The sequence below is a fragment of the Kosakonia sp. genome, from assembly GCF_032104925.1.
GTDB lineage: Bacteria > Pseudomonadota > Gammaproteobacteria > Enterobacterales > Enterobacteriaceae > Kosakonia.
This window is the reverse complement of sequence record NZ_DAMCGF010000004.1, coordinates 330,319-355,178: the sequence shown is the minus strand read 5'-3', so window position 1 is coordinate 355,178 and position 24,860 is coordinate 330,319. Positions and strand designations below refer to the sequence as shown.

The following is a 24,860-nucleotide window of genomic DNA, read 5'->3' as shown; positions in this document are numbered from 1 at the left end:
TACCAGGCTTAAGCCAACGCTGGTCACAGAAAAATGGGGCAACATGAAAAATCAAAATCGGACAACAGGTATCGCGCCGTATGGCGGTTCGGCAGGTGGCTGGGGCGCGCTGAAAGCAGTCGCGGATGCACTGCGCGGGCAAATGTCGGTGAAACAGGACGTCATTGCGCTGTTCAAAGTTAATCAACCGCAGGGGTTCGACTGCCCCGGCTGCGCGTGGCCCGATCCGCAACATACCTCGTCGTTTGAATTTTGTGAAAATGGCGCGAAAGCGGTGTCGTGGGAAGCCACCAGTAAACGCACAACGCCGGAATTCTTCGCGGCGCATACAGTCAGTGAGTTGTGGAACAGGAACGCGTTTGAGCTGGAAGGCGAAGGGCGTTTAACCCACCCGATGAAGTATGACGCTGCCAGTGATACCTATCAGCCCATCGACTGGGATACCGCCTTTCGCGAGATTGGCGAACTTCTGCGCGGCTACGACGATCCCAACAGCGTCGAGTTTTATACCTCCGGACGCGCCTCCAACGAAGCCGCTTTTCTCTGGCAACTGTTTGCCCGCGAATATGGCACCAATAACTTCCCGGACTGCTCCAATATGTGCCATGAGCCGACCAGTGTGGGGTTGCCGGAATCCATTGGAGTTGGTAAAGGCACGGTGGAACTGGAAGATTTCGACCACTGCGATCTGGTGTTGTGCATCGGCCATAATCCCGGAACCAACCACCCCAGAATGCTTGGCACGCTTCGCGAAGTATCAAAACGCGGCGCGACGATCGTGGCCATCAATCCGCTGCGCGAAAGGGGGCTTGAGCGGTTCACGTCGCCACAAAGCCCGATTGAAATGCTGGCGTTAAGCTCCACGAAGCTGGCATCCACCTACTACAAAGTGCGGGTGGGCGGTGATGCGGCGATGCTGAAAGGGGTGATGAAAATCCTGCTGTCGATGCACGAAGAGGCGCTGGCGAAAGGTGAGCCTGGCGTGATTGATGAGGCGTTTATTCGCCAGCATACGCAAGGGTTTGAGGCGCTGAAAGCCGATCTCGACGCGACCGACTGGCAACACATTCTTAAAGTCTCTGGCATGGAGCGCAAAGAGATCCAGAATATCGCCCGGCTGTACGCCAGTGCCGAACGCACCATTATCTGTTACGGCATGGGGATCACCCAGCACCAGTACGGTACGCAGAATGTGCAGCAAATTGCCAACTTGCTACTGATGCGCGGCAACATAGGTAAGCAAGGGGCGGGCATCTGCCCGCTGCGCGGCCACTCGAATGTGCAGGGTGACCGCACGGTGGGCATTACTGAGATCCCGTATCCCGAGTTGCTGGACAATATTGAAAAGGTATTTGGTTTCAAGCCGCCACGGCAACATGGGCACGGCGCGGTGGCCGCTATCCAGGCGATGCGCGATGGCAAAGTGAATGCGCTTTTGTGCCTTGGCGGCAACCTGGCGGAAGCGATTTCTGATCCGCAAACCACTTTCCCGGCGATGCGCAAGCTCGATTTGGTGGTGCATATGGCGACGAAACTGAACCGCTCGCATCTGCTGTTAGGCAAACATAATTATCTGCTACCGGTGCTCGGGCGCACGGAAACGGATATGCAGGCATCGGGTGCGCAGAGCGTGACGGTCGAAGATTCGATGTCGATGGTACATGCGTCGCGCGGGAGTTTAACGCCAGCTTCGCCGCACCTGAAATCCGAGCCTGCGCTGGTGGCCGCGCTGGCGAAAGCAACTCTGCCGGATAGCGTGGTGGACTGGGATAAAATGGTCAGCGACTACAGCACTATTCGCGATGCGATCGAAGCGGTTTTCCCGGCGTTTAGCAATTTCAACGAGCGGGTTAAAAAACCGGGGGGATTTCGTTTACGTAATACGGCTTCGGAACGCGTATGGAACACGCCCTCGGGTCTGGCGCAGTTCAAAGTGATGCAGGGAATTAACGAAGATCCGCGATCGCTGAAATGTCACGATCTGGTATTAACCACTTTGCGCAGCCACGATCAATACAACACTACGCTGTACGGGCTTAACGATCGCTATCGCGGAGTGACCGGGCGGCGCGATGTACTGTTTATTAATGCCGATGAGGCAGAAACGCGGCAGTTACGCGTCGGTGATCAGGTGAATATTATCGCGCTCGATCCTGACGGTAACCCCACCTCGCGGCGCATGGACAACCTGACGATTGTGGTGCTGGATATGGCACCGGGTTCGGTCGGCGCGTATTACCCGGAAGCGAATATCCTGGTGCCGCTGGACAGCCACGATACCAAAAGCGGTATTCCGGCTTATAAAAGCATTCCGGTGGCGATGGAGCGTGTCGGGCGGGGAACGGAAACATCGGGGGCGCTGCGTTAACAGGCCGGGAGCTACCCGGCCTGAAAGGTAATTACTGCGGGAACCACTGATCGCTGATTTTCTGATAAGTGCCATCAGCTTTAATCGCTTTCAGCGCGGCGTTCAGTTTTTCCAGCAGCGCTTTGTTATCCGGGCGCACCGCAATGCCAAGGCCCGTGCCGAAGTATTGCGGGTCGGTCACTTTCGGTGTCGCTACGCCCAGCTGCGGGTTGGTTTTCAGCCACTCGTTGACCACGGCGGTGTCACCGAACACGCCATCGATACGCCCGTTTTTCAGGTCAATAATCGCGTTCTGATAGCTGTCATAAGCCACGGTTTTTACTTCCGGGTGCTTGTCCTGCAGGTATTTCTGGTGCGTGGTGCCGTTTTCCATGCCGATACGTTTGCCTTTCAGATCATCAAAAGATTTAAAGGCATCTTTTTTGGCGATCACCAACGCGGAGTTAGCGTAGTACGGGTCGGTGAAAGCGACCTGTTTGCTACGTTCCGGGGTGATGTCCATACCGGAAATTACCGCGTCATATTTTTTGAATTTCAGCGACGGGATCAGGCTGTCGAAGGCGTGATTGGTAAACGTACATTCGGCCTGCATCTGTTTGCACAGCGCGTTTGCCAGATCGATATCAAAGCCGACGATTTTGTTGCTGGCATCCATCGATTCAAATGGCGGATAAGTGGCGGAAACACCGAAGTTAATTTTATCTGCCGCAGAAGCACCAGCGGCGAACGAAGCGAGAAGGGCGGCGAGTACCAGTTTTTTCATTATCGAACTCCTGTCGGTCAATCTTATGGTTGTTGCCGTGTCTAAAGCGTGACGTTAACCATGCCATTAAATGAATTTATATTCAATAAAAATGCTTAAATATATTTTCATAAAAATAAAAAAGGCGAGTAATGAAACCATTAGCTCGCCTTTGTTTACTATTTATGCAATTAGTTGCGGCGTTCAAATGCCAGCGCTTTACGCTCAATCAGGCGCATCATCAGCGTTAACAACCCGTTGACCACCAGATAAATCAGCCCTGCGGCACCGAAAACTGTGACGTCATAAGTGCGACCATACAGAAGCTGACCGTGGCCCATCACTTCCATGAGCGTAATGGTGTACGCCAGCGAAGTACTTTTAAACACCAGCACCACTTCGTTAGAGTAGGACGACAGCGCGCGTTTAAATGCATAAGGCAGCAAAATCGCCAGCGTGTCTTTCTTGCTCATCCCGAGCGCGCCGCAGGATTGCCACTGCCCGTCCGGAATGGCGCGAATCGCGCCATAGAATAGCTGTGTGGTGTACGCCGCACTGTTCAGCGACAGCGCCAGCAGCGCGCACAGCCACGGTTCCGAGAGCAGATGCCAGATAACCGGATAGTTTTGCAGCGACGGGAACTGCCCCGGACCGTAGTAAATCAGGAAGATCTGCACCAGCAGCGGGGTACCGGTGAACAGCGTGATATAACCGCGCACAATGTGTGTCAGCACCGGCGTTTTCAGCGTTAACACAATGGTGAACAGCAGCGATAAGATCAGCGCCACAATCAACGAGGCCACAGTGAGCGTCAGGCTGGTGTGCAGGCCTTTGAACAGCTCCGGTAAAAACTCGAGCATTATTCCGGCCTCCGTTCAAAGCGGGTCGCGCGCATATCGATGCGTTTAAGGATCCACTGACTCAACAGTGTGATAACCAGGTAAATCACCGCCGCCACGATATACCAGGTAAAGGGTTCCTGCGTACGGGTAGCAATGCTTTTAGTTTGCAGCATCAAATCGTTCACGCTAATCAGCGATACCAGCGCGGTATCTTTCAGCAGTACCAGCCACTGGTTACCCAGCCCCGGCAGCGCGTGACGCCACATTTGCGGCATCACCAGGCGGAAAAAGATCGCCCCTTTCGACAAACCCAGCGCCTGGCCAGATTCCCGCTGCCCGTCCGGTACGGCTTTTAACGCACCGCGCAAAGTTTGCGAGGCGTAAGCCGCGTACAGCAGGGAGAGCGCAATCACACCGCACAGAAACGGGCTAACGTCGAAGTTTTCAATCTGCATCTGCACCGGGATCTGCACTACGCCGAGATTAATGGTGAAACCATCAGAGAGCGTCAGCAACAGCTGTGAAGAGCCGAAATAGATAAACAGAACCACCAGGATCTCCGGCAGGCCACGCAGTACGGTGACCAGCGCGGTGCCAATCCAGGCAATCGGGCGCCACTTAACGGACTCCCAAACGGCAAAGATCATCGCCAGAATCAGGCCGATGATCAGCGCACAAACGGCAAGGCCGACGGTCATCCCGGCGGCGCTTGCTAATGGAAACATTTCGTTCATTAAGGATTACTTCTGGAACCATTTGTTATAGATGGTCTGGTAAGTCCCATCTTTCTTCACTTTTTCCAGCGCGGCATTGAATTTCTGCTGCAGATCGGTGTTGCCCTGGCGTACCGCGATGCCCAGACCGGTACCAAAGTACTCTTTGTCGGTTACTTTATCGCCAACTGCCGCCAGTTTCGCGTCCGCTTTCAGCCATTCTGTGACCACCGCGGTGTCACCGAACACGGCATCAATACGGCCGTTTTGCAGATCCAGACGCGCGTTCTGGTAGCTGTCGTAAGGAACGGTGGTGATTTCCGGGTGCTTGTCGTTAATGAATTTCTGGTGGGTGGTGCCGTTCTGCACGCCTACACGTTTGCCTTTCAGCTGGTCAATGCTGGTGAATTTACCCTGCTGACCCACAAACAGCGCAGAGTTGTCGTAATAAGGCGTGGTGAACAGAACCTGTTTTTCACGTTCCGGGGTGATGTCCATACCGGCCATCACCGCGTCGAAACGGCGGAATTTCAGGCTCGGGATCAGGCTGTCAAACGCCTGGTTGGTAAAGGTACAGGTCGCATCAATCTCTTTACACAACGCGTTAGCCAGATCGACATCGAAACCGACGATTTTATTATTCGCGTCGGTTGATTCAAACGGAGGGTAGCTCGCTTCGGTGGCGAAACGGATAGTCTGGGCTGCTGTAGCGGTAAGGCTTACGCTTGCAAGTAGCGCGGCAATCAGTACTTTTTTCATTGTCATTAATCCCGATTCTTCAGTGAGATAGGTAATATTTAAACGCGTCGGTCTGCGGCGCGGCAAAGCAGCCCGCATCCCCTTGCTCAACAATGTGACCATTTTCCATGTACACCACGCGGCTGGCGGTTTTACGCGCCACTTCCACTTCGTGGGTCACGATAACTTGCGTGATGCCGGTTTCCGACAGCTCACGAATGATACTGACGATTTGCGCGGTGATTTCCGGATCGAGCGCGGCGGTAGGTTCATCAAACAACAGCACCTGCGGCTCCATCATCAGCGCACGGGCGATAGCGACACGCTGCTGCTGACCACCGGATAAATGTAGCGGAAAACGGTCGCTATACGGTTTTAGACGTAAACGCTCCAGCAGCTTTTCCGCGCGCGCCAGCGCCTGATCTTTGCTTAAACCGAGCACGCGGCACGGCGCTTCAATCAGATTTTGCAGCACGGTCAGATGCGGCCAGAGATTATATTGCTGAAATACCATGCCCACATTCTGGCGCAATTCGCGGATCGCTTTATCAGACGGGGTTTTGGCAAAGTCGAAGTGATTGCCTGCAATGCTTAACTGGCCGGAACGCGGCATTTCGAGCAGGTTGAGTACGCGCAACAGCGAACTTTTACCCGCACCGCTTGGGCCGAGCAGCACCAGTGTTTCCCCTTGCGGGCAATCCAGCGTGATATCGAACAGCGCCTGGTGTGCGCCATAAAAGCAATTGATGCTGTTTAATTTAATACTCATCGAAGCAGTCTGATAGCAATTGAGGCCGCAAATAGTAACGTTGACAGAATAGTTATGCAATATTTGTGCGTTAAAACTTAAAAATAAACCAACTTCCTACATAAAGTTAGCACAAAATACCGAGCGGTGCGGGAACCAGGCATAAATGTCGGCATTCACCGCGGAATGCCAGACATTTTACGGGGGTTATCTATTGCGGCATGAAATAATCACCGATGTTCTACCGACTGACGTAGCGTTCCGGCGGGGGCATGAACGGTGCCGCCGAGATAGCGCACATCGTCTACTGCCCAGCACTGGCCTTCGCGGATCATCAGCACTTCATCCCGCCAGCTTTGGTCACCTTTGGTGAGCGTGACGCGCAGCGGAATATTCCGTGCATCGGTATTCGGAATGGTCGATGCACTGGCGACGTCAGCCTTTTCAGGGGTGACGTTGCGGCTGGAGAACGGATCCGCTTTTAAAAGCGTGGCATTGCGCGAATCGCGGCTGGCGGCGGTGAGCATTTTGCTCAGATCATCGCTCAGATAGGGGCGCAGCGCAGTCCAGTCGTTACCGGGGTGCGCGATGCGGTAGTCATAAAATTGCTGTGCTACGGAATCCGGGCCGCCTTCCACACACGGGCCAACACGCGCGCCCGTATCCTTAAATGCCGGGGTTACCGTGGTGCAGGCGCTTAACAGCAGCGCGCATGGCAAGGCGAGAGTCAAAACTGAATAGCGCATATTGATTTCCTTATTTCTCTTCAGAAGTCACGACCTTTCAAGAATAGTGTATTGATCTGATAATGTGTGGTGTAACGCATTGAACGTTAAAAGGAGAAACCGATGCAGTTTTCAACCACACCGACGCTGGAAGGGCAACCGATTGTCGAGTACTGCGGGGTCGTGACCGGGGAAGCGATTCTCGGGGCGAATATTTTTCGTGACTTCTTTGCCGGTATTCGCGATATCGTCGGTGGCCGCTCCGGCGCTTATGAAAAAGAGTTACGCAAGGCGCGCGATATCGCATTTCGCGAACTCGGCGAGCAGGCTAAAGCACTGGGTGCAAATGCGGTGGTCGGCATTGATGTTGATTACGAAACGGTGGGCAAGGACGGCAGTATGCTAATGGTGTGCGTCAGCGGTACGGCGGTGAAAACGCGGACATGAAAAACATCGCGTTACTGCTGCTGGCGCTGCTGCTCGCAGGTTGCGCCAGTGAAAAAGGCATCATTGATAAAGACGGTTATCAGCTTGATACCCGGCGGCAGGCGCAGGCGGCGTATCCGCGTATTAAAGTGCTGGTTATTCACTACACTGCCGATGATTTTGATGTGTCGCTGGCAACGCTTACGGATAAGCAGGTGAGCGCGCATTACCTGATCCCGGCGGAGCCCCCGCTGCATCACGGTAAACCTAGGATCTGGCAACTGGTGCCAGAGCAGGAGTTAGCCTGGCATGCAGGGGCGAGTTTCTGGCGCGGCGCGACACGTATCAACGACACCTCCATCGGCATTGAACTGGAAAATCGCGGCTGGCAACGTACTTCCGGCGGAAAACAATTCGCACCTTTTGCGCCCGCGCAAATTAATGCATTGATTCCTCTGGTAAAAGATATAATCTCGCGCTACCACATTGCACCGCAGAATGTGGTAGCACATGCGGATATCGCGCCGCAGCGTAAAGACGATCCTGGCCCGTTGTTCCCGTGGCAAACGCTGTTTTCCCAGGGGATTGGCGCCTGGCCGGATGCGCAGCGTGTCGCGTTTTACCTGAATGGTCGTTCGGCGCATGAACCGGTAGATACGGCTTCCTTGCTTGATTTACTGGCGCGGTACGGTTACGACGTGAAACCGCAGATGTCGCCCGCAGAGCAAAAACGGGTCATCATGGCGTTTCAAATGCATTTCCGTCCGGGGCTGTGGAACGGCATTGCTGACGCTGAAAGCCAGGCGATTGCCGAGGCATTACTGGAAAAATATGGCCAGGCGGGGTAATTCCCACTGCTTTTTTATGACGAGGTCAATGGAGATGAGGTTTCGCATCATATCAGGCGCGCTGCTGATGGCGGCTTTTTCTGCCCATGCCGCGCCAAACCCGGTGACGGTGTTCAGCTGTGCTTACTGGGATAAATCCACGGATAACGTGGAAAAGCTCGATAAATGCGTTGAAGTGAAAGAGGGCAAGCTCAGATTCCTGCCTGCGCTGTTTGCAAAAACCCGTGATGTCGAGGGCATGTCGTGGGTCGGTCTGTATGACTATATGCGCGCCGCCGGGTTGATGGATGCCGATTACTATGTGCGTTCGCCGGACAGCTACCTTTCCGTTGTGCATTTTGATAATGGGCCGGACTGGTTTGTTGAAGGGCTGGTGCGCTCGCGCCAGAACGGCAAAGTGGGCTACTGGGACGACAATTTCCGCAACCGCATCGCGCCACAGTTCGATTACGGCTGGCAGTTTAAAGAGGGCAGAGCGCTGGTGTGTAACGGCTGCAAACCGCAAAAGGATGGCGAGCATACCGCGCTGGTCGGCGGGGAGTGGTTCTACATCGATAAAAGCGGGCAGAAAATTTCTGACGTCAAATCCGGCCCGTTTTAAATCATTCAGCGATGCAGTTTGCCGTGGTCTTTTAACCAGTACGCCGTGCGTTTGATGCCTTCATCCAGCGTCACAATCGGCGTATAGCCCAGTTCCTGCTGGGCGCGGCTGATATCCAGCGTGAAATCAAAGTTGAGCTTCGACACGCCATAATGGGTGAACGCAGGCTCTTTGGCGCGTTTATCGCCGAAATGCTCCATACTGCGCGCTACCATATCCAGCATCGCATAAGGCACCGAGCGAATCCGGCAGTGAATACCCAGTTCATCAATTAATGTTTGCACGATGCTGCGCAGCGAGCGCGGCTCGCCGTTGGTAATGTTGTACGCCCGCCCGGAAGGCAGCTTATCGCACTGAGGCTGGCTGGCAAGCCACATTGCCTGCACCGCGTTTTCGTAATAGGTCATGTCCACCAGCGCATCGCCGCCGCGCGGCAGCAACACGCTGCGGTAGTGGTGCATCATCTGCGCCAGACGCGGAATAAAGACTTTATCGTGCGGACCAAACAGGCTTTGCGGGCGCAAAATGGTGAAACGGGTATTCGGGTTCGCCTGCGCCAGCAGGTCGATCACCTGTTCACCGGCCGCTTTGCTGCGGGCAAATTCATTGGCGAAACGCACCGGGCGAAAGTCTTCGCTGATATCGCGATGGTGGTGATAGTCAAAATAGAGCGAAGGGGAGGAGATATGAATAAAGTTGCGCACGCCCCAGGCGACGGCCCACTCACCGAGACGGCGAGTCGCGCGCACATTTGCCAGATCAAACGCTTCCTGCGTGCCCCACGGCGACGTGAAACTTGAGCAGTGCCACAGCGTGTCGATCCCGGCAAGCATCACTTTTGCCTGCGAGGAGACCAGTTCGGTCAGATCGGCGTGCACAAATTCAGCGCCCATTTTACTGAGTAACTTGCCCATGGCTTCGTTACGACCAGTGGCCCTGACGCTAATTCCTTTTTGCCGCAAATACTCGACCGCGTTTCGGCCTAAACCGCTGGTTGCGCCCGTGACCAGTACTTTCATATCGATCCATTGTGTTGAAAAGGCTTTATCGCGGGCATTCTTCCGTGAATTACGCTCTGATGCAATGGGATGACGAAAAGAAAAGCGGTTAAGCTCAGACTTTTTCTCTATTTTGTTCTGCCAGATGGGCAATACGCTGCGCCATGCCGCGAAAAATAAACAGATGCGCCGGGAACATTAATAACCAGTACCACAGCCCCGGCATACCGTGCGGATGCCACCATGCGCGGACATCCAGCAGCCGGTGATCGCCTTTATCGGTCAGCGTAAAGCTGAGCCGTCCCAGCCCTGGTGCTTTCATACCAAACAGCAGCGCCAGTTGCTGCTCGGGCTCGACGATGATCACTTTCCAGCTGTCTACCGCGTCACCGGTTTGCAAAAACGGGCGCGCAGGTCGACCATGCGGCAATTTGTGGCCAATTAAATGATCAAGCGCCGCGCGGGTTTGCCACAGAATGTTGCCGAAGAAGTAGCGCTCCTTACCACCGATGCGGTTAACCACTTCCCATAATGCGCTCAGGCTGGCAGCGGTTTTCACTGTGTAACCCGCTTGCTTTGGGTAGTAACCATATTGCGGACGCCAGCGGGAAAACGCCTGCGGGTCGTAACCCCAGTCGCTGGAGTTAACCAGTTTTTCCTCCTCCTGCAGGGTGCGGCGCACCGCGTCGTCAAACGGGATCAGTGTCTGCGGGATCAGGCGGCGCAATTCGGTATCATCTGCCAGCAAATCGTGCTTTAAGCCCTGAATTAACGCTTTGGCGATGGTCGGCGGCACAGAGGTGATGAGGTGTAAAAACCAGACGGAAATCAGTCGGGTGGGGAGGGGGATCGGGATCAGCGGGCGATGAACGCCGCTGACGCGCATAAAGTGATCGAACTGCTGCTGGTAGCTCAATACTTCCGGCCCGGCGGCCTCAAACACCCGGTGTTCCTGCGCGGGGTGCTGAAGCAGTTCGACCAGATAGTGCAGCAAGTTTTCCAGCGCAATCGGCGTGGTACGCGAGCGCACCCAGCGCGGCGGCGTTAACACCGGCAGGTTAAATACCATGTCGCGCATCACTTCGAAGGCGGCGGAACCTGCACCAACAATGATGCCGGCGCGTAATTCGGTAACGGGAATGCCCGCCGCACGCAGCAGATCGCCGGTGTATTGCCGGGCCAGCAGGTGGTCGGAATTCGTTTCGCCCTTGGCCTGTAACGAACTGAGAAAGATAACCTGCTTAACCGACGACCCCTGCAGCGCATCGCGCACATTCAGCGCGATTTGCCGCTCATGGGCGACGAAATTGCCGCTTTCGCCCATGCTGTGCACCAGATAGTAGAGTGTATCGACATCGCGCAGTAACGCGGGCAACTCCTGCGGCCACCAGAGATCAACGCGATGACAGCTTACGCCCGGCAGTTGCTGCTTTTGCAGGCGAGTTAAGTTTCTCGCGACCGCTTTGATCTGATGACCTTGCTGGCTGAGCGCTTCGACCAGACGTTGTCCAATATAGCCGCTGGCACCAAGCACCAGGATCCGCTGCGCCACATCCCGCTCCTTAGTGCTGTAAAAAGGCCTGCCAGTGGTGAACCACCTCTGCCAGTTGCTGACGATTAACATCCAGATGCGTGACCAGGCGCACCACTGGCGAGGCGTTGATCAACACGCCGCGCTCGCGCAGATACGCGCCCAGCGCTTGTGCGTTATCGCCTACCCGAATAAACAGCATATTGGTGTCGTGGCGCATCACATCTGCGCCAGCCTCTTTCAGTTGCGCGGCCAGCCACGCGGCATTCTCATGGTCTTCTTTCAGCCGCGCGACGTTGTTTTGTAATGCATAAAGGCCCGCCGCCGCCAGAATACCGGCCTGACGCATACCGCCGCCGGTCATTTTGCGCCAGCGATTAGCGCGGGTGATATACGCTTTATCGCCCACCAGCAGGGAGCCTACTGGCGTGCCGAGGCCTTTCGACAGGCAAATGGTGAACGAGTCGCAAAATTGGGCGATCTCTTTCAGCTCGCAGCCATATTCCACCAGCGCGTTGAAGATGCGCGCACCGTCGACATGCAGCGACAACCCACGTTCGCGGGTAAACTCCCATGCCTGTCGCAGGTAGTCGCGCGGCAATACTTTGCCGTTGTGGGTGTTCTCAAGGCTCAGTAGTCTGGTGCGGGCAAAGTGAATGTCGTCGGCTTTGATTTTCGCCGCAACTTTGTCCAGCGGCAGCGTACCATCGGCGGCGGCATCAATCGGTTGCGGCTGGATGCTGCCGAGCACCGCTGCGCCGCCCGCTTCGTAGAGATAGTTATGCGCCCCCTGGCCGACAATGTACTCTTCACCGCGTTCGCAGTGGCTGAGCAGGGCGACCAGGTTGGCCTGGGTACCGGTCGGCAAAAACAACGCCGCCTCTTTACCGCTCAGTTCGGCGGCGTAACGTTGCAGTTCATTGACCGTCGGGTCATCACCGTAAACGTCGTCCCCGACCGGGGCGGCCATCATCTGTTCCAGCATGGCGCGGCTCGGGCGGGTTACGGTATCACTGCGTAAATCGATCACGGCATTTCCTTATCTTACGATGGGTAATGCCCTCTGTTTTACCTGAGCCAGTTGGTTTTCGCCAGTTCGATTACCTCATCGCCGCGCCCGCTAATGATGGCGCGCATCATGTAGAGACTAAAGCCTTTGGCCTGTTCCAGCTTGATTTGCGGCGGGATCGCCAGCTCTTCTTTCGCCACGGTGACATCCACCAGTACCGGACCATCGATCGAGAAGGCGCGTTGCAGCGCGTCGTCAACATCGGCCGATTTTTCCACGCGAATACCGGTAATGCCGCAGGCCTCGGCGATACGCGCAAAGTTGGTATCCTGCAGTTCTGTGCCATCCGTCAGATAGCCGCCCGCTTTCATCTCCATCGCCACAAAACCGAGCACGCTGTTATTAAAAACGATGATTTTCAGCGGCAGTTTCATCTGCACGACCGACAGGAAATCGCCCATTAGCATGCTAAAACCGCCGTCGCCACACAGCGCGACCACTTGCCGTTGTGGGAATGTGGCCTGCGCGCCCAGCGCCTGCGGCATAGCATTGGCCATTGAACCGTGGTTAAAGGAACCAATCAGACGGCGTTTGCCATTCATTTTCAGGTAACGCGCCGCCCAGACGGTTGGCGTACCGACATCGCAGGTGAAAATGGCGTCATCGTCAGCGAAGTGGCTAATTTGCTGCGCCAGATATTGCGGATGGATCGCTTTGTCGCTCGGTTTTGCTAAATCATCCAGCCCCTTGCGCGCCTGGCGATAGTCTTCCAGCGCTTTGTCGAGGAATTTGCGGTCGGTTTTCTCCTCCAGCAGCGGTAACAGAGCGGCCAGGGTGGCTTTGATATCGCCCACCAGCGCCATGTCTACCTTGCTGTGCGCGCCGATACTCCCCGGATTGATGTCGATCTGGATTATTTTCGCATCAGTGGGGTAGAACGCGCGGTAAGGGAATTGAGTGCCGAGCAGCACCAGTGTGTCGGCATTCATCATGGTATGGAAACCCGATGAGAAGCCAATTAAGCCCGTCATTCCCACGTCAAAGGGGTTGTCGTACTCCACATGTTCTTTGCCGCGCATGGCGTGGACAATCGGCGCCTTCAGCTTACCGGCAAATGCCAGTAACTCTTTATGCGCCCCGGCACAGCCGCTGCCGCACATTAGCGCAATGTTAGTGGAATAGCGCAGCAGTTGCGCCAGTTTGTGCAACTCCTGCTCGGCAGGGGTGACAACCGGCTGCGGGGCGCTATACCAGTGACTGCTGGCGCTTTCCGGCGCAGGTTTCAGTGCGACATCACCCGGCAGTACCACCACCGATACGCCTTTGTTGAGAATGGCTTTGCGCATGGCGATCGCCAGTACCTGTGGGATCTGTTCCGTGTTTGACACCAGCTCGCAGTAGTGGCTGCATTCGCGAAACAGCTCCTGCGGATGGGTTTCCTGGAAATAACCGCTGCCGATCTCACTGGAAGGGATATGAGCGGCAATCGCCAGCACCGGGACATGGTTGCGGTGGCAGTCGAACAAGCCGTTAATCAAATGCAGGTTTCCTGGCCCGCACGAACCCGCGCAGACGGCCAGCTCGCCGGTGAGTTGTGCTTCTGCGCCGGCGGCAAAGGCGGCGACTTCTTCATGACGGGTCGGCATCCAGTCGATGGTGCCCATACGGTTCAGGCTGTCACTTAAGCCGTTAAGGGAATCGCCGGTTACCCCCCAGATGCGTTTTACGCCTGCCTGCTCCAGCGTTTTGGCGATATACGCGGCCACTGTCTGTTTCATCTACGACGCTCCTTTTTGTGATCTTGCTTACAAGCTTAGACAATGAATGCGTCACAAAGCGGATTTAGAATGAGCTTTTATAAAACAGGGGTTTATTTTTGTTACAGATCGGAATAGTCTGACACAGGTCGATGAAAACAGGAATCATTTCAAATGGTTAAATCATTGTTAAACTCAGTTAATAAGATGTTTTCGCATGAAGATTTTGGTCGTCTGCTGCTGCGTTTGATGGTCGGCGGGCTGATGTTATTCCACGGGCTGCACAAATTAATCGGCGGTATCGATGGGATTGCGGGGATGCTGGCGGCGAAGGGGCTTCCCGGTTTTATCGCTTATGGTGTGCTGATTGGCGAAGTGCTGTGCCCGATCCTGCTTATTCTCGGCGTACTGACGCGTCCTGCTGCGCTGGTGCTGGCGTTCACCATGGTTGTGGCCTGGCTGCTGGTTGGCGTGGGTAAAACCGGATCGCTGGATGCGACTGGCGCATGGGCGATTGAGAGCATGGTGTATTACTTTATTGCGGCGCTGGTAATTGCATTTATCGGTGCGGGTCGTTACTCCGTCGCACCTGCCTGGAAGTAAACGGTTTAAGGAAAAAGCGCCCTTCAGATGAGGGGCGCTTTTTTATTGCGGATTACGCCAGCACTAAATCGCCTTGTGGGTGGCAGGAGCAGGCCAGCACGAAGCCGTCGGCAATCTCTTGTTCCGTTAGCGTCATGGTGCTGCTGACGGTGTATTCACCGGAAACTACCTGCGTTTTACAGCAACCGCAGACACCGGCGCGACAGGCGGCATTGACCGGCATTTTATTGCTTTCCAGCGCATCCAGCAGCGTGCTGCCCACTGGCGCGTAGAAGGTTTTCATCGGCGAGAGTTTGCTGAATTTCAGCCCGCTGGTTGCGGCTTCAGCCACTGGGGTAAAGAATTTTTCTTTAAAGAAACGCGTCACGCCAAGCGCCTTGACTTCGCTTTCAACCCAATCCATATACGGCGCCGGGCCGCAGGTCATTACCGTGCGCGCCGCCAGTTCCGGCACCTGGCTCAGTAACTCGCGACTCAGACGACCAGCGGCAAAACCCGCCGTGGCGTTATTTTCTGCCACCAGCGTGACCGGGTAATCACGCCATTCATCGGCAAAAATCACGTCTTCCGGCGAACGCACATTGAAGATCACCTGTACGTCAGCATGCGGACGGTAATGCGCCAGCCAGCGACGCATTGACATAATCGGCGTCACGCCGCACCCCGCCGCCAGCAGCAACAGCTTATCGTTCGGTTCGTTATCGCAGGTGAATTCCCCCTGCGCATCGGAAAGCCACAGATAATCGCCGCGTTTTACTTCCCGTGTCAGCCACTGAGAACCTGCGCCATTATCAATACGGCGGATGGTCAGCGTGATGTATTCGCTAACGCCCGGCGTGGACGAAATGGTATAGGCCCGCAGCGTATCCGCGCTGTTGCGGATACTCACCAGCGCATATTGCCCGGCGCGATAGGGGTAGTAATCGTGGCACAACAGCGACAGTGTCCAGACATCCGGCGTTTCCTGCTGGATATGGTGAACCTGCATACGCCACGGGCATTGAGGGGTTGGCATGGTCATCGTTAGCTCCTTATGCGCTCAGCAACTGCTGCATATCCTGTTCCACGGTCGTGACCTGGCGCAGACCGAATTTCTCATTCAGCACCGCCAGCAGATCCGGCGTCAGGAAGCCCGGGGCCGTCGGCCCGGTGACAATATTCGTCACACCCAGCGAGAGCAGAGTCAGCAGGATGACAATCGCTTTTTGTTCGAACCAGGAGAGCACCAGCGACAGCGGCAGATCGTTAACACCGCAGCCCAGTTTTTCCGCCAGCGTCACCGCCAGGATGATGGCTGAGTAAGCATCGTTACACTGACCCGCATCAATCAGGCGCGGCAGACCTTCAATGTTGCCAAAGTCGAGTTTGTTAAAGCGGTATTTACCGCAGGCCAGCGTCAGGATCAGGCAGTCATCCGGCACCTGGGTGGCGAAGTCGGTAAAGTAGTTACGCTCACCGCGCGCACCGTCACAGCCACCAACGAGGAAGACGTGACGCAGTTTTTCACGGCTCACCAAATCAATCAGTGAATCCACCGCGCCAAGCAGCGTCTGGCGACCAAAACCGACGGTGATCAGGTGTTCGATTTCGCTGAACGGGAAGCCGGACATCTGCTGCGCCTGGCGGATCACCGGTGCGAAGTCGTCGCCTTCCAGATGGTTGACACCCGGCCAGCCGACGATGCTGCGCGTCCAGATACGGTCGTCATAAGCACCAACGGTCGGGTCGATAATGCAGTTGGACGTCATGACGATGGGGCCAGGGAAGCGGGCGAACTCCACCTGCTGGTTCTGCCAGCCGCTACCGTAGTTACCGACCAGATGTTTGAATTTGCGCAGTTCCGGGTAGCCGTGCGCCGGCAGCATTTCACCGTGGGTATAGACGTTTACGCCCGTGCCTTCGGTTTGTTGCAGCAGGTTGTAGAGATCTTTCAGGTCGTGGCCGGAAATCAGGATGCATTTCCCGGCAACGGCTTTGACGTTGACCTGAGTAGGCGTCGGGTGACCGTAAGTGCTGGTTTCACCAGCATCCAGAATGCTCATCACGCTGAAGTTCATCTGGCCAATTTCCATTGAACATTCGAGCAGGGCATTCATATCAGAAGGCCAGGTACCCAGCCATGCCATGATTTTGTGATAACGGGCGTAGATATCGTTGTCGTACTGGCCCAGCACATGGGCGTGTTCCATATAGGCCGCCGCGCCTTTCAGGCCGTACAGGCAGAGCAGGCGTAAACCAAGGATGTTTTCGCCAATCGCCGCTTTGTCTTTGTTCGGCGTGAACTCTGCCGCCTGGCGCTGTAATTCGCCGAGATCGTCGCTGACCAGTTGCAGGTCGGCCATTGGGTTGTCGATGTGGGAATTCGGATCAATAGCGAGGCAGCGTGCTTTCAGCACTTCACGTTTGGCGATGGCCTCGCGCGCGTAGCCGACAATACGCACGGAATCGAAGTTAACGTTGGTGAGGGTAGAGAAGAAGGCGCGCGGCGCGAAGTTATCGATCTCATGGTCAATCAGATCGTACTCACGTGCTTTGCTGGCCCAGGCGGAGAGCCCTTGTAACGCGGCAATCAATAGATCCTGCAGGTCGGAGGTTTCGGCAGTTTTACCGCACATCCCCTGCGCGTACGCACAGCCGTTGCCCGCCGGAGTTCGGATGGTTTGTTCACATTGCACACAAAACATGGTCACACCTTTATGTTAAAGTTATATTTGAAATACATGTTTAAGATTATGCTGCTGTCGGCAGGCTTAAAAGCGATTTTGACGGCAATTTAAGGGGATATTGATTTAGCGCAAGTTTGGCGGCAGGCGTCTACCGCCAATGAAGTATCAGGCAGAGAAAAAGGCCATTAAAAGCGGCACAAGCAAGCTGAGAATAAAACCGTGCACAATGGCGGCGGGCACCAGCTCCAGGCCACCGGAGCGCTGGAGTACCGGCAGGGTGAAATCCATCGAGGTCGCGCCCGATAACCCAAGCGCGGTAGAGCGGCTGCGGCGCACCAGACCAGGGATCAGCATGATGGAAATCAACTCGCGCGCCAGATCGTTAAAGAAGGCGGCGCTGCCGATCACCGGGCCGAACGACTCGGTCAGCAGAATGCCCGACAACGAATACCAGCCAAATCCCGAAGCCATGGCAAGACCCGTTTTCAGCGGCAGGCCGAGGATCAGCGCATTAATCACGCCGCCAATCAGCGAGCTGGCAGCAACCACCACGGCAATAATCATTCCCCGGCGGTTAAGGACAATCTGTTTCAGCGTCATGCCGCTGTTACGCAACTGAATGCCCACCAGCAGCAACAGGAAGATCAGCGTGTATTCGCTGGCTTCCGTGGCATAGCGTAAAAACGCCACCCCGGAAAGACCAATGGCGAAACCGATGACCACCACACCGCACAGACGCAGGGATTCCAGCGCCATCGCAATCCGCGAAGGCAATTTTTCTTGCTGGTGCTGGTGATGCCAGGGCAGCGTACGCTCCAGCCACAGCAGTGCAGCGGCGTTACAAAGCAGGATCACCACCACGCTGACCGCCGAGTAATGCAATATCGCCAGTAAGTTCGCGCTGAGATTATCGAGAAAAGCGAGGCTTATCCCCATAAAAAAGAGGATCAGATAGACAATCCAGCTGAGTAATTTATTGATAAGTTTGAGCGCAGCAGTGTGACGCAGGGGAACCAGATAACCGATGACCAACGGCAGAAGAATAATTAACAGTCCTGAAAGCATGAAGCGCCCGAATCCTTGCAAAGTGAAAACACCGGGGAACACACTACCCAAAGGTTGAAAATGAGTAAAGCTGCAAAAAATAAGAAAGATTATGCAAAAGACCCGGCACAAAACCGGGTCTTTATCTTAAGTGCGTTTTTCCAGCAGCGTACGGTAGATAACGCCACCGAGGATACCGCCGATAATCGGCATCACCCAGAACATCCATAACTGTTCTAACGCCCAGCCGCCCTGGAAAATCGCCACGGCGGTGCTGCGCGCCGGGTTAACCGAGGTGTTGGTGACCGGGATACTGATCAAATGGATTAATGTCAGCGCCAGCCCAATGGCGATAGGTGCAAAGCCGACAGGTGCATTTTTATCTGTCGCACCGTGAATAACCAGCAGGAAACCGCAGCTCAGGACAATCTCAATAATAATGGCGGAATACATTGAGTAATGTCCTGGGGAATGTTCTCCGTAGCCGTTAGAGGCGAAACCGCTGGCCGCCGCATCGAAACCACTTCTACCGCTGGCAATTAAATAGAGCACTGCCGCGGCAATAATGCCGCCAACCAGCTGCGCGAGAATATATCCCACCACCTCTTTTGCCGGAAAACGACCGCCAGCCCACAGGCCGAGTGTGACTGCCGGATTAAAATGACCGCCGGAAATATGCCCGACGGCAAATGCCATGGTCATGACCGTTAAACCGAACGCCAGCGCCACCCCGGCAAAACCAATGCCGGTTTGCGGAAACGTTGCCGCCAGCACTGCGCTGCCGCAGCCACCAAATACCAGCCAGAATGTGCCAAAACATTCCGCAGCTAATTTTCTAAACATAGCCACCTCGATAAAAACAGAAACGGGCCCAGACCCGCGCCGTGTGTCAGACATCAATGGATGCGTGAATAAAAGCGTGCGTATTGTAGGGAGTTACAAAATAAAATAACCAGTTATAAAAACCAGTAAATTGATTTAAAATAGATAATTTATCGTAAGTTGTTGCTTTTTGCTGGTGTGAAGTTTTTACTTATGTCAGCAAATAAGAAATATATGCTATTTAATATCGCGGTTCATTTTTTAAATATTACAACGATGGAGTCACTGCATATATTTCAATGAAATATTGCACTTAGCGCGTGTTCTGCCGCTTTTCGTCCCGCTATACTCCTTCAAGAATAGACGGAAAAGCCCAGAGATGCCGGAGGAAGAATGATTCTGGAGCGCGTGGATATTGTCGGCTTTCGCGGCATTAATCGTTTATCGCTGATGCTTGAGCAGAACAACGTGTTAATTGGGGAAAACGCCTGGGGTAAATCGAGCCTGTTGGACGCGTTAACCCTGCTGCTGTCACCGGAAACGGATCTCTACCATTTTGTCCGCGATGATTTTTGGTTCCCGCCGGGGGATCTGCAAGGGCGGGAACATCATCTGCATATTATTCTGACTTTTCGCGAATCCGAACCCGGACGCTACCGCACGCGACGTTATCGCCCGCTGGCAGATTGTTGGGTTGCCGGGAATGACGGTTATCGCCGCCTCTTCTACCGGCATGAAGGCGAGCTTTCCGACGATGGCAGCGTAATGACGCTACGCGGTTTTCTGGATGCACAGGGGAATTTGCTGCCGCTGGAGGACATCGATGAAAGTGCCCGGCACCTGGTGCGGCTGATGCCGGTACTGCGGCTACGTGATGCGCGCTTTATGCGCCGCATCCGTAACGGCAGCGTGCCGGATACGCCGTTGCTGGAAAACACCGCGCGTCAGCTTGATTTCCTCTCCCACGAATTGATCTCCCGCCCGCAAAATTTAACCGACGCGCAGATACGCCACGGGCTGTCAGCGATGGTGCAATTGCTTGAGCACTATTTTGCCGAGCAGGGAAGTGGCGCTTCACACCAGCGCCTGATGCGCCGCCGCTCTCATGATGAGCAACGTAGCTGGCGCTATCTCGACATTATTAACCGCATGATCGATAAGCCCGGCGGGCGGATGTACCGGGTTATTCTGCTGGGGTTTTTCGCCACGCTGTTGCAGGCGAAAGGTTCTGTCCATCTCGACCGTGACGCGCGGCCGCTATTGCTGGTGGAAGATCCGGAAACGCGGCTGCATCCGATCATGCTCTCTGTGGCCTGGCAATTGCTGAATTTGCTGCCGCTACAAAAGATAACCACCACCAACTCCGGTGAGCTGCTGTCGTTAACACCGGTTGAACATGTTTGTCGCCTGGTGCGCGAGTCTTCGCGTGTGGCGGCCTGGCGTCTTGGCCCTGGCGGTTTAAGTGCCGAAGATGGGCGGCGCATTGCGTTTCATATTCGCGTTAACCGGCCTTCTTCACTCTTTGCCCGATGCTGGTTGCTGGTGGAAGGGGAGACGGAGAACTGGGTTATCAATGAACTGGCGCGCCAGTGCGGTCATCATTTCGATGCCGAAGGGGTGAAAATTATCGAATTTGCCCAGTCAGGCTTAAAGCCGCTCATTAAGTTTGCGCGCCGCATGGGTATTGAGTGGCATGTGCTGGTGGATGGTGACGAAGCCGGGAAGAAGTATGCCGCTACCGTGCGTAGCCTGCTCGATAACGACAGGGATCAGACGCGCGAACATTTGACGGAACTGCCGGCGCTGGATATGGAGCATTTTATGTATCGGGAAGGGTTCGCCGATGTCTATCACCGTGTCGCACAGTTACCGGACAATGTGTCGATGAATATGCGGCGGGTGATTATCAAAGCGATCCACCGTTCGTCAAAACCGGATCTGGCGATTGAAGTGGCACTGGAAGCGGGCAGGCGCGGCGTGGAGTCGGTGCCGCATCTGTTTCGTAAAATGTTTTCCCGCGTGCTATGGCTGGCACGCGGGCGGGCAGATTAGTTCTGGCAGTGAGCGACAGTCTGCGCCTGCAGGCTGTCGAGCAGCTCGTAGCGGCGGCGATATTCAGAACGCTTTTTGCTGGCGATCTCTTCCATCGGTTTGCGCGGCATCACCAAGGGCAGCACGAAGTCGCCGTGCTGATCGGCAATGGCACTCAGCGATTCCCAGAAACTGTTGTAATCGGCATGCAGCAGCCCCTGTTTTTTCTTGCGATAACGCGCGTTGCGGTAGATATGCGTTTCATTACTGACAGCGCGGATCTCTTCCACTTGCAGAAATTGCGCCATCATCATGGCCGTTTCCACCAGCAGACGTTTCGGGAACAACCCATGACACGCCTTGGTCGCTACCTGAATCGCCTCATGCGGAACATGCGCTTTCGCGCCCTGCAGTCCACCAATATAGAGCGTTGTCTTGCCAGCGAACTGGCACAATGGAGAAAATACGAATTTTTTGTTTCGTTGGTGTTCTGTTTAGTTAAGATTGGCCTCTATAAACTGCATGTCCGATGAGCTGGGATTTTTATGAAACTGAAGGGAAAACGCAGGACGGTAATGATTGTGCTGGCAGTGGTGGTTTTACTGGCGGCATTTTGGTTGTGGGGCAAACTTAATGCCCCGGTCATTCAGTACCAGACGCTGATAGTGCGGCCGGGTGAATTGCAACAAAGCGTGCTGGCGACCGGGAAGCTGGATGCGCTCCGTAAGGTAGATGTTGGCGCCCAGGTAAATGGTCAGTTAAAAACACTGTCGGTGAATATCGGCGATAAGGTAAAGAAAGATCAGCTTTTAGGCGTGATCGACCCCGAGCAGGCGGAAAACCAAATCAAGGAAGTCGATGCGACGTTAATGGAACTGCGGGCGCAGCGGCGTCAGGCGCTGGCTGAACTGAAGCTGGCCCAGGTAACACTAGTGCGTCAGCAGCAGTTGGTGAAAAGCAATTTGATCTCCCGCCAGGATCTGGACACCTCTGCGACGGATGTGGCGGTAAAAGAAGCGCAAATTGGCACCATTGATGCCCAGATCAAACGTAACCAGGCCACACTGGATACCGCGAAAACCAACCTTGATTACACACGCATCCTTGCGCCGATGGCCGGTGAAGTGACGCAAATCACCACGCTGCAGGGCCAGACGGTGATTGCCGTGCAACAAGCGCCAAACATCCTGACGCTGGCCGATATGAGTACCATGCTGGTAAAAGCGCAGGTTTCCGAAGCGGATGTCATCCACCTCAAGCCGGGGCAGAAAGCATGGTTCACCGTGCTGGGCGATCCGGGAACACGCTATGAAGGCGAGCTGAAAGATATTCTGCCGACGCCGGAAAAGGTCAACGATGCGATTTTTTACTATGCGCGTTTTGAAGTGCCAAACCCGGAGGGTGTGTTGCGCCTTGATATGACCGCGCAGGTGCATATCCAACTGACCGGCCTGAAGAATGTGATCACCATCCCTCTGGCGGCGCTTGGCGATCCGGTGGGGGACAACCGTTATAAAGTGAAGGTGCTGCGTAATGGTGAAACCCGCGAGCGCGAGGTGACGCTGGGCGCACGTAATGATACGGAAGTGGTGGTGACGAAAGGCCTGGATGCGGGCGAAGAAGTGGTGATTGGCGAGAAAAGCGGAGCGGCGCAATGACCGCATTGCTGGACCTGAATAATATCCGCCGCAGTTATCCGTCCGGCGACGGACAGGTCGAGGTGCTAAAAGGCATCACGCTGCGCATTAATGCTGGCGAAATGGTGGCGATTGTTGGTGCCTCCGGTTCCGGTAAATCCACGCTGATGAACATTCTGGGGTGCCTGGACAAGCCCACCAGCGGCACTTACCGGGTGGCGGGAACGGATGTATCGTTGCTCAGTAGTGATCAGCTTGCGCAGCTACGCCGCGAACATTTCGGTTTTATCTTTCAGCGTTATCATCTGCTTTCCCATTTGACCGCTGCGCAGAACGTCGAAGTTCCGGCGGTGTATGCGGGGACGGAACGTAAAGCGCGACTGGAGCGCGCAAAAGCATTACTGACCCGCTTAGGGCTGGGGGAGCGGGCGGATTATCAACCGTCGCAGCTCTCCGGCGGACAGCAACAGCGCGTGAGTATTGCCCGCGCGTTGATGAATGGCGGCCAGGTGATTCTGGCCGATGAACCGACCGGTGCCCTCGACAGCCACTCAGGCGAAGAGGTGATGGCAATCCTGCATCAGTTACGCGATCGCGGGCATACGGTAATTATCGTGACGCACGATCCGCAGGTGGCCGCACAGGCTGAGCGGGTGATTGAAATTCGTGATGGCGAGATAATCAGTAATCCGCCAGCCAAAACGGAAGCCGCCGCGCCCGCAAACCATGACACGATCATGACGCACGCCGGGGGCTGGCGGCAATTTGTCAGCCGTTTTCAGGAAGCGTTGACCATGGCCTGGCGCGCCATGGCGGCCAATAAAATGCGCACCTTGTTGACCATGCTCGGCATTATTATCGGTATTGCTTCGGTGGTCTCGATTGTGGTGGTCGGCGACGCGGCTAAACAGCTGGTGCTGGCGGATATTCGCTCAATAGGCACCAATACGATTGATGTCTATCCCGGCAAAGATTTTGGCGATGACGAGCCGCAATACCAGCAGGCGCTGAAATATGACGATCTGCAGGCGATTCAGAAGCAGCCCTGGGTTAAATCAGCCACACCTGCCGTTTCACAAAATCTGCGTTTGCGCTACGGCAATATTGATGTGGCGGCGAGCGCCAATGGCGTAAGCGGGCAATATTTTAATGTGTATGGCATGACGTTCAGCGAAGGTGCCTCGTTTAACGAAGAGCAACTGAAAGGTCGGGCGCAAGTGGTGGTGCTCGACAGCAACACCCGCCGTCAGTTATTCCCCAATAAAGCCAGCGTGGTCGGCGAGGTAATCCTGGTGGGTAACATGCCGGCGACGGTGATTGGTGTGGCGGAGGAGAAGCAATCGATGTTTGGCAGCAGCAAAATCCTGCGCGTCTGGCTGCCGTACAGCACCATCTCCGGGCGTATTATGGGGCAGTCCTGGCTAAACTCCATTACGGTGCGGGTGAATGAGGGCTACAGCAGTGAGCAGGCGGAACAGCAGCTCACGCGGTTGCTCAGCCTGCGCCACGGTAAGAAAGATTTCTTCGTCTGGAATATGGACGGGGTCTTGAAAACAGCGGAAAAGACCACACGTACTCTTCAGCTGTTTTTAACGCTGGTGGCGGTCATTTCGTTGCTGGTTGGCGGTATCGGTGTGATGAATATTATGCTGGTGTCGGTCACCGAGCGGACGCGTGAGATTGGCATCAGGATGGCAGTTGGTGCCCGGGCGGGGGACGTCTTGTCGCAGTTTCTGATTGAGGCGGTGTTTGTTTGCCTTGTCGGTGGCGCGCTCGGCGTCACGCTATCTATGTTGATTGCCTTTACCTTGCAACTCTTTTTACCGGGCTGGGAGATTGGGTTTTCACCGGTGGCACTGTTAACGGCGTTTTTATGTTCGACATTTACCGGTGTGCTGTTCGGCTGGTTGCCTGCGCGTAATGCCGCACGGCTGGATCCGGTAGACGCGCTGGCTCGCGAGTAATAAAAATGCCAGCCGATTGGGCTGGCATTTTGACTGCGGCATGTACA

22 protein-coding genes and 1 pseudogene are annotated in these 24,860 nt (G+C 55.1%); 8 read left to right on the top strand and 15 right to left on the bottom strand.

The window, feature by feature from the left end; translation table 11 throughout:
* Positions 1–43 precede the first annotated feature (43 nt).
* A complete protein-coding gene (locus RT644_RS10930; protein WP_313626640.1) occupies positions 44–2,368 on the top strand; it encodes an FdhF/YdeP family oxidoreductase in 2,325 nt (774 codons plus the stop codon).
* Between the two features lie 31 nt (positions 2,369–2,399).
* Here the strand turns inward: RT644_RS10930 and artJ are convergent, their stop codons facing one another.
* The 6 genes from artJ to RT644_RS10900 form a co-directional block, all read right to left on the bottom strand.
* Positions 2,400–3,131 (bottom strand): arginine ABC transporter substrate-binding protein ArtJ, encoded by a 732-nt coding sequence (gene artJ, locus RT644_RS10925; RefSeq protein WP_020457197.1) that lies wholly within the window; start codon positions 3,129–3,131, stop codon positions 2,400–2,402.
* Positions 3,132–3,301: 170 nt separating this feature from the next.
* Positions 3,302–3,970 (bottom strand): arginine ABC transporter permease ArtM, encoded by a 669-nt coding sequence (gene artM, locus RT644_RS10920; RefSeq protein WP_017456142.1) that lies wholly within the window; start codon positions 3,968–3,970, stop codon positions 3,302–3,304.
* Complete coding sequence (gene artQ / locus RT644_RS10915) at positions 3,970–4,686, bottom strand: arginine ABC transporter permease ArtQ (RefSeq protein ID WP_020457198.1); 717 nt, start codon at positions 4,684–4,686, stop codon at positions 3,970–3,972. Before artQ ends, artM begins: the two co-directional genes overlap by 1 nt.
* Positions 4,687–4,692: 6 nt before the next feature.
* Complete coding sequence (gene artI / locus RT644_RS10910) at positions 4,693–5,424, bottom strand: arginine ABC transporter substrate-binding protein ArtI (protein ID WP_017456144.1); 732 nt, start codon at positions 5,422–5,424, stop codon at positions 4,693–4,695.
* Between the two features lie 19 nt (positions 5,425–5,443).
* A complete protein-coding gene (gene artP, locus RT644_RS10905) occupies positions 5,444–6,172 on the bottom strand; it encodes an arginine ABC transporter ATP-binding protein ArtP (protein ID WP_020457200.1) in 729 nt (242 codons plus the stop codon).
* 209 nt (positions 6,173–6,381) lie between these two features.
* Positions 6,382–6,897, bottom strand: coding sequence for a lipoprotein (locus RT644_RS10900; RefSeq protein ID WP_020457201.1), 516 nt, complete (start codon positions 6,895–6,897; stop codon positions 6,382–6,384).
* Between the two features lie 102 nt (positions 6,898–6,999).
* Between RT644_RS10900 and RT644_RS10895 the strand changes: the two genes are divergently transcribed.
* From RT644_RS10895 to RT644_RS10885, 3 genes are all read left to right on the top strand, one after another.
* Positions 7,000–7,323, top strand: coding sequence for a heavy metal-binding domain-containing protein (locus RT644_RS10895; protein ID WP_020457202.1), 324 nt, complete (start codon positions 7,000–7,002; stop codon positions 7,321–7,323).
* On the top strand, positions 7,320–8,150 hold the full coding sequence (locus RT644_RS10890) for an N-acetylmuramoyl-L-alanine amidase (RefSeq protein ID WP_020457203.1): 831 nt from the start codon (positions 7,320–7,322) through the stop codon (positions 8,148–8,150). Before RT644_RS10895 ends, RT644_RS10890 begins: the two co-directional genes overlap by 4 nt.
* 67 nt (positions 8,151–8,217) lie before the next feature.
* Positions 8,218–8,751, top strand: coding sequence for a WG repeat-containing protein (locus RT644_RS10885; protein WP_233500360.1), 534 nt, complete (start codon positions 8,218–8,220; stop codon positions 8,749–8,751).
* A 5-nt stretch (positions 8,752–8,756) separates the two neighbouring features.
* Here RT644_RS10885 and RT644_RS10880 read toward each other — a convergent pair whose 3' ends face one another.
* The 4 genes from RT644_RS10880 to poxB form a co-directional block, all read right to left on the bottom strand.
* Entirely contained in the window at positions 8,757–9,770 is a 1,014-nt protein-coding gene (locus RT644_RS10880) for an NAD-dependent epimerase/dehydratase family protein (RefSeq protein WP_020457205.1), read from the bottom strand.
* 94 nt (positions 9,771–9,864) lie between these two features.
* The gene (locus RT644_RS10875) at positions 9,865–11,301 is read right to left on the bottom strand and encodes a DUF2867 domain-containing protein (protein WP_313626636.1); all 1,437 of its coding nucleotides are present in this window, start codon (positions 11,299–11,301) and stop codon (positions 9,865–9,867) included.
* Positions 11,302–11,311: 10 nt separating this feature from the next.
* Entirely contained in the window at positions 11,312–12,310 is a 999-nt protein-coding gene (ltaE, locus tag RT644_RS10870) for a low-specificity L-threonine aldolase (RefSeq protein WP_097406902.1), read from the bottom strand.
* Positions 12,311–12,348: 38 nt separating this feature from the next.
* Positions 12,349–14,067 carry a ubiquinone-dependent pyruvate dehydrogenase gene (gene poxB / locus RT644_RS10865; protein ID WP_313626634.1) on the bottom strand — a complete coding sequence of 573 codons (1,719 nt, stop codon included), beginning with the start codon at positions 14,065–14,067 and terminating at the stop codon, positions 12,349–12,351.
* Positions 14,068–14,220: 153 nt separating this feature from the next.
* Between poxB and RT644_RS10860 the strand changes: the two genes are divergently transcribed.
* Positions 14,221–14,649: a DoxX family protein gene (locus tag RT644_RS10860; RefSeq protein WP_020457209.1), complete on the top strand. Its 429-nt coding sequence runs from the start codon at positions 14,221–14,223 to the stop codon at positions 14,647–14,649.
* A gap of 52 nt (positions 14,650–14,701) precedes the next feature.
* On the opposite strand, the gene hcr is transcribed toward RT644_RS10860, so the two are convergent.
* The 4 genes from hcr to aqpZ form a co-directional block, all read right to left on the bottom strand.
* Entirely contained in the window at positions 14,702–15,670 is a 969-nt protein-coding gene (hcr, locus tag RT644_RS10855; RefSeq protein ID WP_020457210.1) for an NADH oxidoreductase, read from the bottom strand.
* 10 nt (positions 15,671–15,680) lie between these two features.
* On the bottom strand, positions 15,681–17,333 hold the full coding sequence (gene hcp, locus RT644_RS10850; protein ID WP_313626632.1) for a hydroxylamine reductase: 1,653 nt from the start codon (positions 17,331–17,333) through the stop codon (positions 15,681–15,683).
* 147 nt (positions 17,334–17,480) lie between these two features.
* Positions 17,481–18,380: a lysine exporter LysO family protein gene (locus RT644_RS10845; RefSeq protein ID WP_313626630.1), complete on the bottom strand. Its 900-nt coding sequence runs from the start codon at positions 18,378–18,380 to the stop codon at positions 17,481–17,483.
* Between the two features lie 126 nt (positions 18,381–18,506).
* Positions 18,507–19,202, bottom strand: a complete 696-nt coding sequence (gene aqpZ, locus RT644_RS10840) for an aquaporin Z (protein WP_313626629.1) — start codon at positions 19,200–19,202, stop codon at positions 18,507–18,509.
* Positions 19,203–19,574: 372 nt separating this feature from the next.
* Between aqpZ and RT644_RS10835 the strand changes: the two genes are divergently transcribed.
* Positions 19,575–21,233, top strand: a complete 1,659-nt coding sequence (locus RT644_RS10835; RefSeq protein ID WP_020457213.1) for an ATP-dependent endonuclease — start codon at positions 19,575–19,577, stop codon at positions 21,231–21,233.
* Here RT644_RS10835 and RT644_RS10830 read toward each other — a convergent pair.
* A pseudogene (locus RT644_RS10830) lies at positions 21,230–21,667 on the bottom strand (VirK/YbjX family protein); the annotation flags it as partial. The gene RT644_RS10835 and the pseudogene RT644_RS10830 overlap by 4 nt on opposite strands.
* A 90-nt stretch (positions 21,668–21,757) precedes the next feature.
* Here RT644_RS10830 and macA point away from each other — a divergent pair.
* Both macA and macB read left to right on the top strand, forming a co-directional pair.
* Positions 21,758–22,870 (top strand): macrolide transporter subunit MacA, encoded by a 1,113-nt coding sequence (gene macA / locus RT644_RS10825; protein WP_313626627.1) that lies wholly within the window; start codon positions 21,758–21,760, stop codon positions 22,868–22,870.
* Positions 22,867–24,813 (top strand): macrolide ABC transporter ATP-binding protein/permease MacB, encoded by a 1,947-nt coding sequence (gene macB, locus RT644_RS10820; protein ID WP_313626626.1) that lies wholly within the window; start codon positions 22,867–22,869, stop codon positions 24,811–24,813. Before macA ends, macB begins: the two co-directional genes overlap by 4 nt.
* Positions 24,814–24,860 lie beyond the last annotated feature (47 nt).